The 14907-nt window shown below is 70.6% G+C and carries 11 protein-coding genes; 7 read left to right on the forward strand and 4 right to left on the reverse strand.

Annotated features, from left to right (window positions below):
* Nucleotides 1-168: 168 nt before the first annotated feature.
* The gene (locus CG747_RS13645; protein WP_100601981.1) at nt 169-588 is read right to left on the reverse strand and encodes a MarR family winged helix-turn-helix transcriptional regulator; all 420 of its coding nucleotides are present in this window, start codon (nt 586-588) and stop codon (nt 169-171) included.
* A 99-nt stretch (nt 589-687) separates the two neighbouring features.
* Between CG747_RS13645 and CG747_RS13650 the strand changes: the two genes are divergently transcribed.
* From CG747_RS13650 to CG747_RS13660, 3 genes are all read left to right on the forward strand, one after another.
* Nucleotides 688-1509: an SDR family NAD(P)-dependent oxidoreductase gene (locus CG747_RS13650; RefSeq protein WP_100601982.1), complete on the forward strand. Its 822-nt coding sequence runs from the start codon at nt 688-690 to the stop codon at nt 1507-1509.
* A gap of 153 nt (nt 1510-1662) precedes the next feature.
* Entirely contained in the window at nt 1663-2784 is a 1122-nt protein-coding gene (locus tag CG747_RS13655; protein ID WP_100601983.1) for a serine hydrolase, read from the forward strand.
* 172 nt (nt 2785-2956) lie between these two features.
* Nucleotides 2957-3733: a MerR family transcriptional regulator gene (locus CG747_RS13660; protein WP_100601984.1), complete on the forward strand. Its 777-nt coding sequence runs from the start codon at nt 2957-2959 to the stop codon at nt 3731-3733.
* A gap of 167 nt (nt 3734-3900) precedes the next feature.
* On the opposite strand, the gene xdhC is transcribed toward CG747_RS13660, so the two are convergent.
* Genes xdhC through CG747_RS13675 form a run of 3 tightly spaced genes read right to left on the reverse strand, consistent with a single transcriptional unit; the run spans nt 3901 to nt 8649 of the window.
* Entirely contained in the window at nt 3901-4710 is an 810-nt protein-coding gene (gene xdhC, locus CG747_RS13665; protein ID WP_100601985.1) for a xanthine dehydrogenase accessory protein XdhC, read from the reverse strand.
* Between the two features lies 1 nt (nt 4711).
* Nucleotides 4712-7153 (reverse strand): xanthine dehydrogenase molybdopterin binding subunit, encoded by a 2442-nt coding sequence (gene xdhB / locus CG747_RS13670; protein WP_100601986.1) that lies wholly within the window; start codon nt 7151-7153, stop codon nt 4712-4714.
* Nucleotides 7150-8649 carry a xanthine dehydrogenase small subunit gene (locus CG747_RS13675; RefSeq protein ID WP_100601987.1) on the reverse strand — a complete coding sequence of 500 codons (1500 nt, stop codon included), beginning with the start codon at nt 8647-8649 and terminating at the stop codon, nt 7150-7152. The genes xdhB and CG747_RS13675 overlap by 4 nt, the downstream gene beginning before the upstream one ends.
* A 538-nt stretch (nt 8650-9187) precedes the next feature.
* Here CG747_RS13675 and CG747_RS13680 point away from each other — a divergent pair.
* From CG747_RS13680 to mppJ, 4 genes are all read left to right on the forward strand, one after another.
* Nucleotides 9188-10363: a glycosyltransferase family 2 protein gene (locus CG747_RS13680; protein ID WP_100601988.1), complete on the forward strand. Its 1176-nt coding sequence runs from the start codon at nt 9188-9190 to the stop codon at nt 10361-10363.
* Between the two features lie 169 nt (nt 10364-10532).
* Nucleotides 10533-12068, forward strand: coding sequence for a glycosyltransferase family 39 protein (locus CG747_RS13685; RefSeq protein ID WP_100601989.1), 1536 nt, complete (start codon nt 10533-10535; stop codon nt 12066-12068).
* A gap of 53 nt (nt 12069-12121) precedes the next feature.
* Nucleotides 12122-13660 carry a glycosyltransferase family 39 protein gene (locus tag CG747_RS13690; protein ID WP_257980399.1) on the forward strand — a complete coding sequence of 513 codons (1539 nt, stop codon included), beginning with the start codon at nt 12122-12124 and terminating at the stop codon, nt 13658-13660.
* Nucleotides 13661-13859: 199 nt separating this feature from the next.
* Nucleotides 13860-14873, forward strand: a complete 1014-nt coding sequence (mppJ, locus tag CG747_RS13695) for a phenylpyruvate C(3)-methyltransferase (RefSeq protein ID WP_100601991.1) — start codon at nt 13860-13862, stop codon at nt 14871-14873.
* The last annotated feature ends 34 nt before the right edge of the window (nt 14874-14907 follow it).

Raw genomic sequence — 14907 nt, forward strand, 5'->3', positions numbered from 1 at the left:
CTGCCCGAACTCGGCGGGGACGCCTTCTCGTTCAAGCCGCGGCTGACGCTCGTGCATTCACTGTAGAGGCCACATTTTCATGTTCGGGTCGCCGAGTGGAAACGGTGAGCCCGCGGGGTGGCCCAACTCGGCTGTGTGGTGGGCCGGTGCGCGGTCTGCCGGCTGCCGTCATGCCTCCAGGACCAGTTGCAGCAGTTCACGCAAGGTCTCGCGCTGCTGCGGGGTGAGCCGGGCCAGGGGTTCGGCGGCGAAGGGCATCCGGGCGCGGAGGTCGGCGGCGACGGTGCGGCCGGCCGTGGTGGCGGCAACGCGCTTGACGCGGCGGTCGCCCGGGTCGGGGCTGCGCTCGACCAGGCCGCGGGACTCCAGCCGGTCGATGATCACGGTCACGTTGGACGGCTCGGCGTGCAACCGGTCGGCGATGCGGCGGGTCGGGACCGGGCCTTCGGCGGCGAGCAGTGCCTTGGCCTGGAGCGGGGTCAGGTCGTGGGTCGCCGCGGCGGCCTCGGACTCCTGGGTGTACCGGCGGTTGATGGCCGCGAAGAGGCCGACGATCTCTCGGGTGGGCTCATCCGGTGACTTGGACATGGCGCCCAGCGTACCGAGCTGTTTGACATATGAAATATCCCGGCACATAGTTATGGCTCATATTGATTATGATCCATAACCAAGCTGGGGATGCTGAGAATGAGCACCAAGACCGCCCTGATCACCGGTACCTCCTCCGGTATCGGCCTGGCCACCGCCGTCGCCGCCGCACGAAGCGGCTGGCACGTGATCGCCACCATGCGTGACACCGCCAAGGCAGGCGCGCTGCTGGCGGCGGCGGAGGAAGCCGGAGTCGCCGTCGACGTCCGCGCCCTGGACGTGACCGACCCGGCCTCGGTCCAGGCATGCCTGGCCGGCCTGGACCGACTGGACGCGCTGGTCAACAACGCCGGCGCGGGCCACGTCGGCACCTTGGAGCAGGAGAGCGTCGCGGACGTGCGTGCCGTCATGGAGGTCAACTTCTTCGGTGTGCTGCACGTGACGAAGGCCGCGCTGCCCCTGCTGCGGGCGAGCAAGGGCCGGGTGGTGACCGTGACCAGCGTCGGAGGAGTGATCGGCCAGCCGTTCAACGAGGCGTACTGCGCCGCCAAGTTCGCGGTCGAGGGCTTCATGGAATCCCTCGCGCCGGTCGCGGCCACGGCCGGCGTGCACGTCAGCGTGGTCGAACCGGGCGCGGTGGCCAGCGAGTTCGTCAGCAACGTGGGCCTCGCGGACAACGCACTGGAGCAGGCCGGACCGTATGCGCCGGCCCTGTCCGCCTACCTGGACCGCACCCGCGGCGCCTTCGCCAACGCACAGACACCGCAGGACGTGGCGGCGCGGCTGGTCGATCTGCTCGCGGCCGAGCGGCCTGCCTTCCGGGTGCTCACCTCGGACGCCGCTCGCTCCTTCGCCGGGACGAAACTCAAGGACCTCGACGGCTCGGCCGTGCAGACGCTGACCAACGCCTGGGTCGCCTAGCCGCGGTCCGGCCGGCACGCGGCCCGCTCCCGAAACCGTTCGCCCCAAGGCGACTGTGAGCTGGAACACGGTTGAGGTTGACCTTGGGGCAGGGCGGAAGCTCGTCGCAGCGGCCCGGCACGGAACCGGGCGCAACGGATGCGAAGGAGCAACATGTCTCTCCCCCTTTCCGACCCGCGGCAGGACCGTCCGGAGCTGCAGAAGGCGATCGAGGAGATCGTCGAGGCCGGTTTCCTCGGGGTGCAGCTGCGGGTGAACGACGAGCAGGGCGAGTGGGTCGGCAGCGCCGGGGCACGCGAGCTGGGCCACGGCGCCGCACCGCTGACCAACGGGCACTTCCGCACCGGCAGCAGCACCAAGAGCTTCGTCGCCACCTCGGTGCTCATGCTGGTGGCCGAGGGCCGGATCGACCTGGACGCCCCGGCCGACGGCTACCTGCCCGAGTTCGGACTGGACCGGCGGATCACGGTACGGATGCTGCTGCAGCACACCAGCGGGATCTTCAGCCACACCGGCGAGCTCTACGAGGACGGGACGATCGCGCCGGGGATCCCCTGGCAGGGCAGGGAATGGGTGGACAACCGATTCCGCACCTACCGGCCCGAAGAGCTGGTGCGGCTGTCGCTGTCCAAGCCGCCGCGGTTCGCGCCGGGGACGGACTGGAGCTACGCCAACACCAACTACGTGCTGGCCCGGTTGGTGATCGAGAAGGTCACCGGCCGTCCGTTCGCCGAGGAGCTGCGGCGGCTGGTCCTGGGGCCGCTGGGGATGACCGGCACCGTGGCGCCAGGCACCTCGTCGGAGCTCCCCGAGCCGCACAACCGCAGCTACTACCGCTATGAGGACGCCGGGCAGGAGAAGACGATCGATGTCACCCGGCACAACCCCTCCTGGGTTGCGGCCGGTGGCGACATGATCTCGACCACTCAGGACCTGCACACGTACTTCTCCGCACTGATGGGCGGCAGGCTCCTGCCCGCCGAGCTGCTGGCCGAGATGCGCACGCCGGAGGCGAAGGCCGGCTACGGCCTGGGGGTGTTCGCACAGGACGCGGGCCCGGGCGGCGGCACGCTCTTCCACCACAACGGCGCCACGATCGGCTCGGCGGCGCTGATGTACAGCACACCCGACGGCGGCACGACCCTGACCGCCGGACTGAACTATGTGGACGACGCCGACCTGTCCATTGCGGCAGCATTCCAGATAGCCCAACAGCGGCTCGTCAACGAGGTGTTCTGCGGCGGGCAGGACGGTCCGGCTCGGCCGACGGACTGAACACCCGTGTCCCGTGGCCTCCGAGGGGCGAGCCCTTGCGCTCGTGCATCATGTGCCTCAGGGAGAACGCGAACCGGCGCCATGCCGAGCCGGGCGAGCTCGGCGTGGCCCGTCCACCTGCTCGGCCGTGGTTGCGCAGCCGCCGAGCCCGAGCACAAGGCAGGCCGAGCAGATGACGAACGGGGTCACGATCGGGCAGGCGGCGGCATTCGTCGGCGTCACGGTGAAGACGTTGCGGCACTACCACAAGCTCGGCCTCGTCGAGGAGCCGGAACGCGACGGCTCCGGCTACCGGCGGTACGGATCGGCCGACCTGCTGCGGCTGGTGCAGGTCCGGACGCTGGCCGCCGCCGGGGTGCCGCTGGCCGAGACCGGGTCCCTGCTCGACGCCGACGCCGAGCAGTTCACCGCCGCCCTCGCCGACGTCGAGCGGCGGCTGACCGATCGGATCGCCGACCTCCTCGCGCGCCGCGACACGCTGTACCGGCTCGCCGACGGTGACCGGGCCCTGCTGCCCGACCGCGCCTGCGCGCTCCTGGACCGGATGCCCGGCCTCGGCTTCAGCCCCGAGTACGTCGCCGCGCAACGCGAGGCCCTGGTGCTGGCCAAAGCGCTGGTGCCGGAGGGCTTCGACGGCTTCCTGACCCAGCTCGAACACGGGCTGGACGACCCCGAGTACATCGACCTGGCCAAGCGCGGCTGGGAGGCCGAGACCTGGGAACCGGACGACCCGAGGATCGACGAACTCGCCACCGCCATGGCCGACCACTACCTCGCCAACCCCGCACTGCTGGGAAATCCCACCAGCCTCCAGGCATGGAGCAGGGCTTCCACCCAGTACCGGCTGATCAACAACCACCGCGGGGACCAGGCACCGATCTCAGCCCGGCTGACCGCACTCACCGAGACCAGGCTCCGCTCCGCAGGCGTACCCGTCCCACGCCGATGAGGAGAGCCGTCCGGCGGCACATCGGCCCTGCGTCCGACGGCGGGTATCCGAGGCCCGTGTGCCAGGCATCAGTCGGGTCGTCGAAGGGCGCAGGCCATTGCTGACCTGGGCGCCCCGCATGTGTGCGTTCGCACGGGTGCGGGGCGCCCGGCGATCCGGTCGGCGCGTCAGTACCCCCCGATTTCGAAGCTGCGCAGCACATCGGCGGCGACGCTCACGGCAATGGTCGCGGGTTCCTTGCCGGTGATGTCGGACAGCCCGATCGGGGTCTTGATCCGATCGATGGTGGCCTCGTCGTGACCGCCCTCGGTGGCGAGGCGTTTGCGGAACCGCACCCACTTGGCCGCCGACCCGATCAGCCCGATGAAGCCGAGGTGGGTGGTGCGCAGGGCGGCGTCGCACAGCGCGGCGTCCTCGGCGTGGTCATGGGTCATGATCAGGATGTGGGTGCCGCGCGGCAACTCCGCCAGCACCTCCTCCGGCAGCAGCGGCGTGTGATGCACGTGCACCTGCGCCACCGCGTCCGCCAGCACGCCGAGCCGCTTCTCGGTGAGGATGTCGGAGCGGCTGTCGATCAGATGGAGGTCGAGGTCCTGACGTGCCAGGATGCGCGCCAGTTCCAGCCCGATGTGCCCGACGCCGAAGATCGCCACTGCCCGTAGTACCGGCAGCGGTTCGAGCAGTACCGAAACGGTGCCGCCGCAGCACTGCACGCCGTGCTGGTTGGTCACCTTGTCGTTGAGGGCGAAGTCGATCAGCTCCGGCTCCGGCTTGGACGCGGTGATCATTTCCCGGGCCCGATCGATCGCGACGGCCTCGACATTGCCGCCACCGATCGAACCCCATGTCTCGGTCTGACCCACCACGAGTTTCGCACCGGCGTCGCGGGGGGCATGGCCGCGCACGGTCGCGACGGTCACCAGTACGCCGGGCTCCCGGCGCGCCCGCAACCGTGCCACCGCGGTGAGCCACGTCATGTCAGGCACCGCTCAAGGCTTCCGCGTCGGTTCGGACCGTGCCGTTTGCGGCGTGTCCGATTCCGGCGCGGTCGTCGGTGGCGAAACCGTTGCGGGCGTGACCGTTCCGCGGGCCGTCGCCCCGGCGAGCCGCCTCGACCGCCCAGTACACCGCCTCCGGCGTGGCGGGCGAGGCCAACTCGACGCTGACCCCGCTCGGCCCGAACGCCGCGGCGGCCTGCCGCAGCGCCTCGCGCACCGAGAACGCCAGCATCAGCGGAGGTTCACCCACCGCCTTGGACCCGTACACCGCGCCCTCCTCGGTGGCGTTCTCCAGCAGCGTGACGTTGAACTCCTCGGGCATCTCCGAGAAGCTCGGCAGCTTGTAGGTGCTCGCGGCCTGGGTCAGCAGCCGGCCGCGGTTCGGCCCGTCACCGGCGTCCCAGCGCAGATCCTCAAGCGTCAGCCAGCCCGCGCCCTGCACGAAGCCACCCTCGACCTGACCGATGTCGATCATCGGGGACAGGCTGTCGCCGACATCGTGCACGATGTCCACCCGCCGGATGCGGTACGCGCCGGTGAAACCGTCCACCTCCACCTCGGTCGCGGCGGCGCCATGGGCGAAGTACTTGAACGGTGAGCCGTGGAACGCCTTGGCGTCCCAGTGCAGACCCTCGGTGCGGTAGAAACCGGCCGCCGACAGCTGAACCCGCTGGAAGTACGCGGTCCGCACCAGGTCGTCCCAGGCCAGCTCCTTGTCGCTGCCCAGCGCACGGGCGACGCCCTCGACGATGCGCACATCCGAGGCATGCGAACCCAACTGGGTGGCGGCCACCTGCAGCAGCCGTTCGCGCAACTGCTCGCAGGCGTTCTTCACCGCGGCACCGTTGAGATCCGCCCCGGCACTGGCGGCGGTGGCGCTGGTGTTGGGGACCTTGTCGGTCCGTGTCGGGGCCAGCCGCACCTTGTGCAGGGGGATGCCCAGGGTGGTCGCGGCCACCTGCAGCATCTTGGTGTGCAGGCCCTGGCCCATCTCGGTGCCGCCGTGGTTGATCAGGACCGAGCCGTCCTTGTAGATCAGCACCAGCGCGCCGCCCTGGTTGAAGGCGGTGAGGTTGAACGAGATTCCGAACTTGAGGCCGGTGATCGCAACCGCCCGCTTGGTGTGCGGATGCGCGGCGTTGAAGGCGGCGATCTCGCGGCTGCGATCGGCGATGCCGGCGTTGTCCTTGACCTGCTGCCAGACGGCGGAGATCCGTTCGGGCCGAACGACCGGCTGTCCGTACGGCGTCGACTGGCCCTGCCGGTAGAAGTTGCGCTCCCGCAACTCCACCGGATCCAGGCCGAGCAGCGGCGCGCACCGGCCCATGATGTCCTCGATCACCAGCATGCCCTGTGGTCCGCCGAAGCCGCGGAAGGCGGTGTTGGAGACCTTGTTGGTCTTGGCGATGCGACCGGCGATGCGCGCGTGCGGAATCCAGTAGGTGTTGTCGATGTGGCACAGCGCGCGGGCCACCACCGGCTCGGAGAGGTCCAGGCTCCAGCCGCCGTCCGCGGTCAGGGTGGCGTCCAGTGCCTGGATGCGGCCGTCGGCGTCGAAGCCGATCTTCCACTCGGCGTGGAACCCGTGCCGCTTACCGGACATGGTCAGATCCTGGGTCCGGTTGAGCCGCAGCCGGACCGGCCGACCGGTCAGCTTGGCGCCGAGCGCGGCGACGGCCGCGAACCCGTGCGGCTGCATCTCCTTGCCGCCGAAGCCGCCACCCATCCGCAGACACTGCACGGTCACCTCGTGGCTGTGCAGACCGAGCACGTGCGCGACGATTTCCTGCGTCTCCGAAGGGTGCTGGGTGCTGCTCTGGACGAAGACCTGCTCGGCCTCGTCGAGATAGGCCAGCGCCGCGTGCGTTTCGAGGTAGAAGTGCTCCTGGTCGGAGAACTGGAACTCGCCGGTGAACACGTGCGCGGAGTCGGCGAAGCCCGCGTCGACGTCGCCGGTCAGCATCACGGGCCGGGCGCCGTGGAAACTGTCGGCCGCGATCGCGTCCCGCAGCGTGACCAGGGAGGGCCGTTCGTCGAGTTCCACCTCGACGGCCGCCGCACCGAGCCGGGCCGCCTCCAGGGTCTCGGCGAGCACCCAGGCGACCGCGTGGCCGTGGAACATGACCTCGTCGGGGAACAGCGGCTCGTCGTGCTTCATCCCGGCGTCGTTGACCCCGGGGACGTCGGCACCGGTCAGCACGCGGACCACACCGGGCACGGCGAGCGCGGGCTCGGTGTGCAGCGCGGTGATCCTGCCGTGGGCCTTCATCACCTGCACCGGGTGGGCGTGCAGCACGTCCTTGGTGCGGTGGACCAGGTCGTCGGTGTAGAGCGCGGTGCCGGTGACGTGCAGATGGGCGCTCTCGTGCGGCATCGAGACGCCGACGACGGGCTTTTCGGGACGTTCGGACAGATGACTCATGACGACACCGCCTCGGTGGTTTGCGCGTACAGCTTCAGCAGGCTCTGGCCGAGCATCGCGGAGCGGTAGTCGGCGCTGGCGCGGTGATCGTTCATCGGCGTGCCCTCGGCGCGCAGTACCGCGGCCGCGGCCGCGACGGTCTCCGTCACCCACGGCTCGCCCTCCAGGGCCGCCTCGGTGGCCAGGGCGCGCACCGGAGTGGCGGCCACACCGCCCAGGCCGATGCGTGCCCTGCGGACGGTCCCGTCCTCGATGTCGAGGGCGAAGGCGACCGCCACGCTGGAGATGTCGTCGAAGCGCCGCTTGGCGATCTTGTGGAAGGCCACGGTCGGCGACAGCGGCAGCGGAATGCGTACCGCGCGGATCAGCTCGCCGGGACGGCGCACACTCTGCCGGTAGCCGGTGAAGTACTCCGCCAGCGGGACTTCGCGTTCACCGTCGGCGTCGGCGAGCACCACCGACGCCTCCAGCGCGAGGAGCGCCGGCGGACTGTCACCGATGGGGGAGCCGGTGCCCAGGTTGCCGCCGAGGGTCGCGCTGTTGCGGATGAGCCGGGACGCGAACTGCGGGAACAGTTCGGCCAGCAGCGGGACGTCGCCGTCGAGGCGGCGTTCGATCTCGGTGAGCGTCAGCGCCGCCCCGATCTCGACGGAGTCGGATTCGACGCACAGCTCCCGTAGTTCGGACAGCCGGTCGACGGCGACCACGCAATCCGCCCGGCGGGAACGGATGTTCACCTCGACGCCCCAGTCGGTGGAGCCGGCGACCACCACCGCGTCGGGCCGCTCGCGCAGCACCTGCAGCGTTTCGGCCAAGGTGCTCTTCCGCAGGAAGACGCTGCCGTCCCGGGTGTACTCCGTGGCGACCGGAGCGGGCGGGGACTGCTCGCGGCGCTGTGCCAGCGGGTCCTCGGCGGTGGGCGCACCGACGGCGAAGGCGGCATCGCGAATCGGGCGGTAGCCGGTGCAGCGGCAGAGGTTTCCGCTCAGCGCGTGCAGATCGAAGCCGTTCGGACCGTGCTCGGAGTCGGTGCTGTCGGCCGATCCCGACGCCGAGTCCGATCCCGACGCCGAGTCCGATTCCGCGTGCGCGCAGCGGTCGGGCCGGTAGTACTCGGCGGCCATGCTGCAGACGAATCCCGGCGTGCAGTAACCGCACTGGGAGCCGCCGCGGACCGCCATCTCCTCCTGCACCGGGTGCAGGGTGGGCGGCTTGCCGGGGCCGCCGTCGGTGGCCAGGCCCTCGGAGGTGACGATCTCCTGGCCGTCGAGCGCCGCGGCCGGGACCAGGCAGGCGTTGACCGCCACCCAGTCGGTGGGCCTGTTCACTCCGGGACGCGCGACCAGGACCGAACAGGCGCCGCATTCACCCTCGGCGCAGCCCTCCTTGGTGCCGGTGAGGCCACGCTCGCGCAGGAAATCCAGCGCGGTGGTGTGGGGCGAAGCCGGTGAAATCGGTGTTTCTTTCCCATTGACCGTGATGCGCGCTTCTACCATGACAAACCTTCATTTCGGTACGCGATCGGTCGATTCAACATGTTCGCCAATTTCAGGCAGCTTTCTGTGTTCAGACGCGCCACATGAGAGGAACGGGCGCACAACGGCACGCGTCAGCGACGTGCGGGAGTCGGTGAGGAGAAACCCGGAATGTGCCACGGACGGGCACATCGGAACGGCGTGCTCAGCAGCCGTGCGCGATCCGCCCCGGAACCCAGGCCGTGCACTGGGCGAGGCGACCAAGATCAGAGCTGGTGTACATCCGCTGGTCGCCTCCTTTCGGTGGTCATGGATCGGCTTCTACCGCAAAGTAGTGGCTGGGGCCATCGAGAGCAAGAGGCTGACCTCGGTCTTTCGGGTGCGCGACGGCATCGGCCGCCGGCCGCACGTGCGCGGCCTTCCGCCCCACTGGTGATCACCGCCCCCGGGGTGCGGCGGGTCGGTCAGCTTGACTTCTCCGTCAAACACGATGAGTTCCGGTTCCTCCTGGGATCTTGTGGCTGCCGTGGTGACAGTTGCCGACCCTTCAGGAGGAGCCATGACAGCTGCGCCGGGTGTGTCGCTGATCGTTCCGACGTTCAACGAGGCGGGGAACATCGACGAGTTGCTGGATGTGGTGTGCGCGGCGATTCCGGCGGGGTGGGACGTCGAAGTGCTGTTCGTCGACGACTCGACGGACAACACGCCGGAGGTCATCGAGAAGGCGGCCGGGCGGGCACCGGTACCGGTGGCGGTGCTGCACCGGGAGGCTCCCGAAGGCGGTCTCGGCGGGGCGGTGGTGGCCGGGATCGCGCGGACCGGCAAACCGTGGATCGTGGTGATGGACGCGGATCTGCAGCATCCGCCCCATCTGATGCCGGAGCTGGTCCGGGCCGGCGAGCAGGCCGCGGCCGAGCTGGTGGTCGCCAGCAGGTACGCGGCGGGCGGCAGCCGCAGCGGACTGGCCGGCGGGTACCGGACGGCGGTGTCGGGGGCCTCGACGGCGCTGACCAAGGCGCTGTTCCCGCGGCTGCTGCGCGGCGTCTCCGACCCGATGAGCGGGTTCTTCGCGATCCGGAGGGAGGCGGTCGAACGCGCCGTACGGGAGGGCGAGGGGCGGCAGGAGGGCGGGCTGCGGCCGCTGGGGTACAAGATCCTGCTGGAGCTGGCGGTGCGCTGCCGCCCGCACGGCGTGACGGAGGTGCCGTACGAGTTCGGGGAGCGGTTCGCCGGGGAGTCCAAGTCGACGGTCCGGGAGGGGCTGCGGTTCCTGCGCCACCTCGCGGAGCTGCGCAGCAGCGACAAGCGGGCACGGATGGTGGCCTTCGGACTCATCGGGGTCTCCGGGTTCGTCCCGAACCTGCTGGCGCTGTGGGCGCTGACCGGCTTCACCACACTGCACTATGCGGTAGCGGAGGTGCTCGCCAACCAGCTCGGGGTGGTCTGGAACTTCGCCCTGCTGGACTTCCTCGTCTACCGCAGCGGGAAGCGGGCGCACTGGTCCGGCCGGCTGGCCGGGTTCGCGGCGCTCAGCAACCTGGACCTGCTGGCCCGGATCCCGCTGATGGTGCTGTTCGTCGAGTGGGCCGGGATGGCGCCGGCGCCCGCCACTCTGCTGGGCCTGGTGGTGGTGTTCGCCGCGCGGTTCCTGCTCGTGGACACGCTGATCTACCGGCGCAGGCAGCGCAAGGGGACCGCGGCGGTGCGCACCGCACGGAACGGGCGCACCGTCTGACGAGCCCGCGCGAGCGGCCGTGCCGGGCGGGGCGCGCGTGCTGCTTAGCTGACAACGCAAACTCATGGCGGTCCGCCCCGGCCCGACAGGAGACTCCAGGCGATGATCCCGCCGACCGCACCGGACGGCGACGTGGACGACGGCGTGGCCGACGACGACGGATGGGGCGATGGACGTGGGGGCGGTCGCGGTGGACGGGCGGGCGGAGCCCGGTGCGGAGCCGGATGCCGGGCCGGATGCGGGGCCGGCCGTGCGGCCTGCCTGGCGGACGGCGGCCGGTGTGGCGAGCGCCGTCGTCGCCCTGCTGCTCGCCCTGTCCGGCCGGTACGGCTACAACGTGGACGAGCTGTACTTCCGGTTGCTGGGCGAGCGCGGCTGGGCCTGGGGATACACCGACCAGCCGCCACTGGTGCCGGCACTGGTCCACGCCGCGACCCGGGTGCTCGGCGACTCGGTGTGGGCGATCCGGGTGCCGGCGGCGCTGTGTGCCGGTGCCGTGGTGCTGCTCGGGACGCTGATCGCCGCCGAACTGGGCGGCGGCCGCCGGGCGCAGACCCTGGCCGCCCTGGGCCTGGGCAGCTCGTTCCTGGTGCTCAGCGTCGGGCACATCATGGTGACCACCACCGTGGACCTGCTCGCCTGGGCCGCGGTGCTCCTGTTCGTCGTGCGGGCACTGCTGCGTGGCGAGGGCCGGTGGTGGGTGTGGGCCGGGATAGTGCTGGGCCTGGCGCTGTACGCGAAGTACATCGTGGCGCTGCTGGCGGTCGGACTGCTGGTCGGGCTGGCGCTGGTGGGGCCGCGGAAGGTGTTCCGGGAGCGGTGGCTGTACGCGGGTGTCGCGGTGGCGCTGGCCCTCGGGTCGCCGAATCTGATCTACCAGGCCACCCACGACTTCCCGCAGCTGCAGATGGCCCAGGCGCTGGGCGCCACCGACGGCCAGCTGAACCGGTTCATCTTCGTGCCGAGCCTGGTGATCCTGCTCGGGCCGGTGCTGACCGTGGTGTGGGTGTCCGGGCTGGTGAAGCTGGTGCGTGATCCGGTGTGGCGGCCGGTGCGGGCGCTGGCGCCGGCGTTCGGCGTCGTGGTGGTGCTGACGATCTACGGCGGGGGGCGGCCCGACTACGTCGGCGGTTTCCTGATCGGCCTGTTCGCGGCGGGGGCGGTGGCCACCGACCGGTGGCTGGGCCAACGCCGTTTGCGGAAGGTGCTGTTGGGCGTCGGACTGGCGGCCGGTGCGGTGCTGCAGCTGCTGATGGCGCTGCCGCTGCTGCCGGAGAACTCCCCGTTCGTGCCGTTGAACAACATCTCCCTGGAGAGCGTGGGCTGGCCCCGCCTGGCCGAGCAGGTGCGCACGGCATACGTGGCGCTGCCGCCCGAGCAGCGGAAGCGGGCCGTGGTGCTGGCCGGCAACCTCGGTGAGAGCGGCGCGTTGGACCGCTACGGGCACGGGCTGCCGGCGGTCTACAGCGGCCACAACGAGCTGTACAGGTGGGGACCGCCGCCGGAGTGGGCCGACGTCGTGGTCGCGGTGGGCGTCGAACGCCCCCGGTTGGCCGCCGACTTCCGCAGCTGCACCGTCGTCGGCCACCTGGACAACGGCGTCGGCGTGGACAACGCCGAGCAGGGCAGACCGGTCACGGTCTGCCAGGGGCGCAGGGGCCCTTGGGCCCGGCTGTGGCCCGCCTACCACTACTTGAGTGGCTGAGCTGCCCGGCCGGACCGGGGGAGAAGCGACAACTCGGCGGGAGATGAGGCGTGATGACGGCGTCCCTCGACAGGGAGAGCAAGACCACCAGGACGACGGCGGCCGGCGCACCGGCGTTGCGGCCGGCGCCGGTGGCGTGGGGCCCGATCGCGGTGGTGGTGGCCGCACTGGCGGTGCTGCTGTTCGCGTTCGCGGGTGAATACGGCTACCACGCCGACGAGTTGTACTTCCGCCTGCTCGGGAAGCACGGCTTCGCCTGGGGGTACGTGGACCAGCCGCCGCTGCTGCCGATGGTGGTGCGCGCGGCGATGGCGGTCTTCGGCGACAGCATGTGGGCGATCCGGGTCCCGGCGGTGCTGTGCGCCGCGGTCGTCACCGTGCTCGGCGCGATGATCGCCGCCGAGCTGGGCGGCTCCCGGCGGGCCCAGACGCTGACCGCGTTCGGGGTGGCCACCTCGACCATGGTGCTGAGCTTCGGCCACTGGATCCTCACCACCAGCTTCGACACCGTGGCCTGGGCCGCGGTGCTGCTGTGCGCCGTGCGGGCGCTGCGGCGGGGCGAGGGGAGGTGGTGGCTGTGGGCCGGCCTGGTGGTCGGCGCGGGGCTGTACGCCAAGTACATCGTGCTGCTGCTGGCGGTGGCGCTGTTGCTGGGGCTGGCGCTGGCGGGGCCGCGGAAGGTGTTCCGGGAGCGGTGGCTGTACGCGGGTGTCGCGGTGGCGCTGGCCCTCGGGTCGCCGAACCTGATCTACCAGGCCACCCACGGCTTCCCGCAGCTGCAGATGGCGGAGGGGCTGGCGGGGACCGACGGCGAGGCCAACCGCGCGATGTTCGCCACCAACCTCGTCCTGCTCTTCGGCCCCGCGCTGTTCGTGCTCTGCGTGATCGGGCTGGTGAAACTGTTCCGGGTGCCGGAGTGGAAGCCCGTACGGGCCCTGGGAGTCGGCTATCTGGCCGCCACCGCGGCGTCGTACCTGATCGAGGGCGGCCGGCCGGACTACACCGGCGGACTGCTGATCGTGCTGCTGGCCGCCGGATGCGTGGCGGCCGACCGGTGGGCCGGCCCCCGCAAGCTGCGGCTGTCGGTGCTCGCGGTCTGCCTGGTGCTCAGCGCCGCCGCGCAGATGCTGCTGTCGCTGCCGGTGATCCCCAAGAGCGCGCTGCGCGACTTCCAGGTCGCGAGCATGCCGCTGGAGACGGTCGGCTGGCCCCGCGTGGTCGAGCAGACCGAGGCCGCCTACCGGGCGCTGCCCGAGGCGGAGCGCGCCCGCGCGGTGGTGCTGACCGAGAACTTCGGTGAGGCGGGGGCGTTGGACCGGTACGGGCACGGGCTGCCGCCGGTCTACAGCGGCCACAACGAGCTGCACAAGTGGGGGCCGCCGCCGGAGCGCGCCGACGTCGTGGTCGCGGTCGGCATCGACCGGGCCCGACTCGACGCGGGTTTCCGCTCGTGCACGGTCGTCGACCACATCGACAACCGGCTGGGCATCGACAACCCCGAGCAGGGCGTGCCGATCACGGTCTGCCGCGGTCTGAAGCTGCCCTGGTCCGCGCAGTGGCCCGGCTACCGGCACTACAACGCCTACCTGTAGCGGGCCCCGCCCGCCGCGGTCGGCTTCCGCCCCGCGGCCCGGTGCGGAGCCTGGCTTCCGGACCGGGCCGCGGGGCGACCTGCTTCGCTGCACGGGAAAAGTCGTGGATCAGTCGGGCAGTTGACCCGAGACTGGAAATCGCTGGATTGCGTACGCCCAATCGAATTGCGGACGAGCCCCTTTGGGGTGGAGGCGTGATATGAGTACCGAGGTTTCCGAGTCGCAGGCGCAACGCGCCGTGGCAGACATCTTCAACTCGACGCTGGCTTCGTCGGCCATTGGCGCCGCGTGGGAGCTCGGAGCTCTTGACGAGCTGCGGGAGAACGGCAAGTTGGACGTTTCCGATTTCGCCGTGCGGCGGGATCTGCACCGGCCGGCGGTGGTCGGCATGTTCACCGCGCTGGCCAGTGTGGGAATTGTGCGGCGGGACGGTGAAACGGTCGTTCCCGGGCCGTACTTCACCGAGGCCGACCAGCACCGTTCGCTGTTCCACTGGCTCAATCAGGGAAGCGGTGAACTCTTCCGCCGCATACCCCAGGTGCTGCCGAACGCGAACCGCGTCGGCGACTTCTACCAGCGGGACGCGTCGGCGATCAGCTACGCCTGCCGCGAGATCAGCGAGCGCTACTTCGACCCGGCGTTCTGGGCGGCCGTCGACGGCCTGGGGTACACCCCCACCACCGTCGCCGACCTGGGGTCCGGCAGCGGCGAGCGGCTCATCCAGCTCGCCCGGCGGTTCCCCGGCGCCCGCGGGCTCGGCATCGACATCGCCGACGGCGCGATCGCCATGGCGCAGCAGGAGGTGGCCGCCAAGGGATTCGGCGACCGGATCTCCTTCGTCCGCGGCGACGCCCGCACCATCGACCAGGTGCAGGCGTCCGAGGAGTTCGCCGAGGTGGATCTGCTCACCTGCTTCATGATGGGGCACGACTTCTGGCCCCGGGAGAACTGCGTCACGGTCCTGCAGAATCTGCGGAAGTCCTTCCCGAACGTCCGCCGATTCCTGCTCGGCGACGCGACCCGAACCGTCGGCATTCCCGACGGTGAACTCCCGATATTCACCCTGGGATTCGAGTTCGGACACGACATGATGGGCGTCTACCTGCCCACTCTCGACGAATGGGACGGAGTATTCGAAGAGGGCGGCTGGCGGTGTGTGAAGAAGCACCCCATCGATTCGCTGTCGGTCTCCGTGGTCTTCGAACTCGAATAACCGCGCAGGCACCGTAGACCATGTCGGCTGAGGG

Origin of the sequence: Streptomyces sp. CB02959, assembly GCF_002803155.1 — a bacterium.
GTDB lineage: Bacteria > Actinomycetota > Actinomycetes > Streptomycetales > Streptomycetaceae > Streptomyces.

Bases quoted from the DNA above. Each gene is read 5' to 3' on its own strand.
- CG747_RS13645 (WP_100601981.1), bottom strand. From the start codon at position 588: ATGTCCAAGTCACCGGATGAGCCCACCCGAGAGATCGTCGGCCTCTTC.
- CG747_RS13650 (WP_100601982.1), top strand. From the start codon at position 688: ATGAGCACCAAGACCGCCCTGATCACCGGTACCTCCTCCGGTATCGGC.
- CG747_RS13655 (WP_100601983.1), top strand. From the start codon at position 1,663: ATGTCTCTCCCCCTTTCCGACCCGCGGCAGGACCGTCCGGAGCTGCAG.
- CG747_RS13660 (WP_100601984.1), top strand. From the start codon at position 2,957: ATGACGAACGGGGTCACGATCGGGCAGGCGGCGGCATTCGTCGGCGTC.
- xdhC (WP_100601985.1), bottom strand. From the start codon at position 4,710: ATGACGTGGCTCACCGCGGTGGCACGGTTGCGGGCGCGCCGGGAGCCC.
- xdhB (WP_100601986.1), bottom strand. From the start codon at position 7,153: ATGAGTCATCTGTCCGAACGTCCCGAAAAGCCCGTCGTCGGCGTCTCG.
- CG747_RS13675 (WP_100601987.1), bottom strand. From the start codon at position 8,649: ATGGTAGAAGCGCGCATCACGGTCAATGGGAAAGAAACACCGATTTCA.
- CG747_RS13680 (WP_100601988.1), top strand. From the start codon at position 9,188: ATGACAGCTGCGCCGGGTGTGTCGCTGATCGTTCCGACGTTCAACGAG.
- CG747_RS13685 (WP_100601989.1), top strand. From the start codon at position 10,533: ATGGACGTGGGGGCGGTCGCGGTGGACGGGCGGGCGGAGCCCGGTGCG.
- CG747_RS13690 (WP_257980399.1), top strand. From the start codon at position 12,122: ATGACGGCGTCCCTCGACAGGGAGAGCAAGACCACCAGGACGACGGCG.
- mppJ (WP_100601991.1), top strand. From the start codon at position 13,860: ATGAGTACCGAGGTTTCCGAGTCGCAGGCGCAACGCGCCGTGGCAGAC.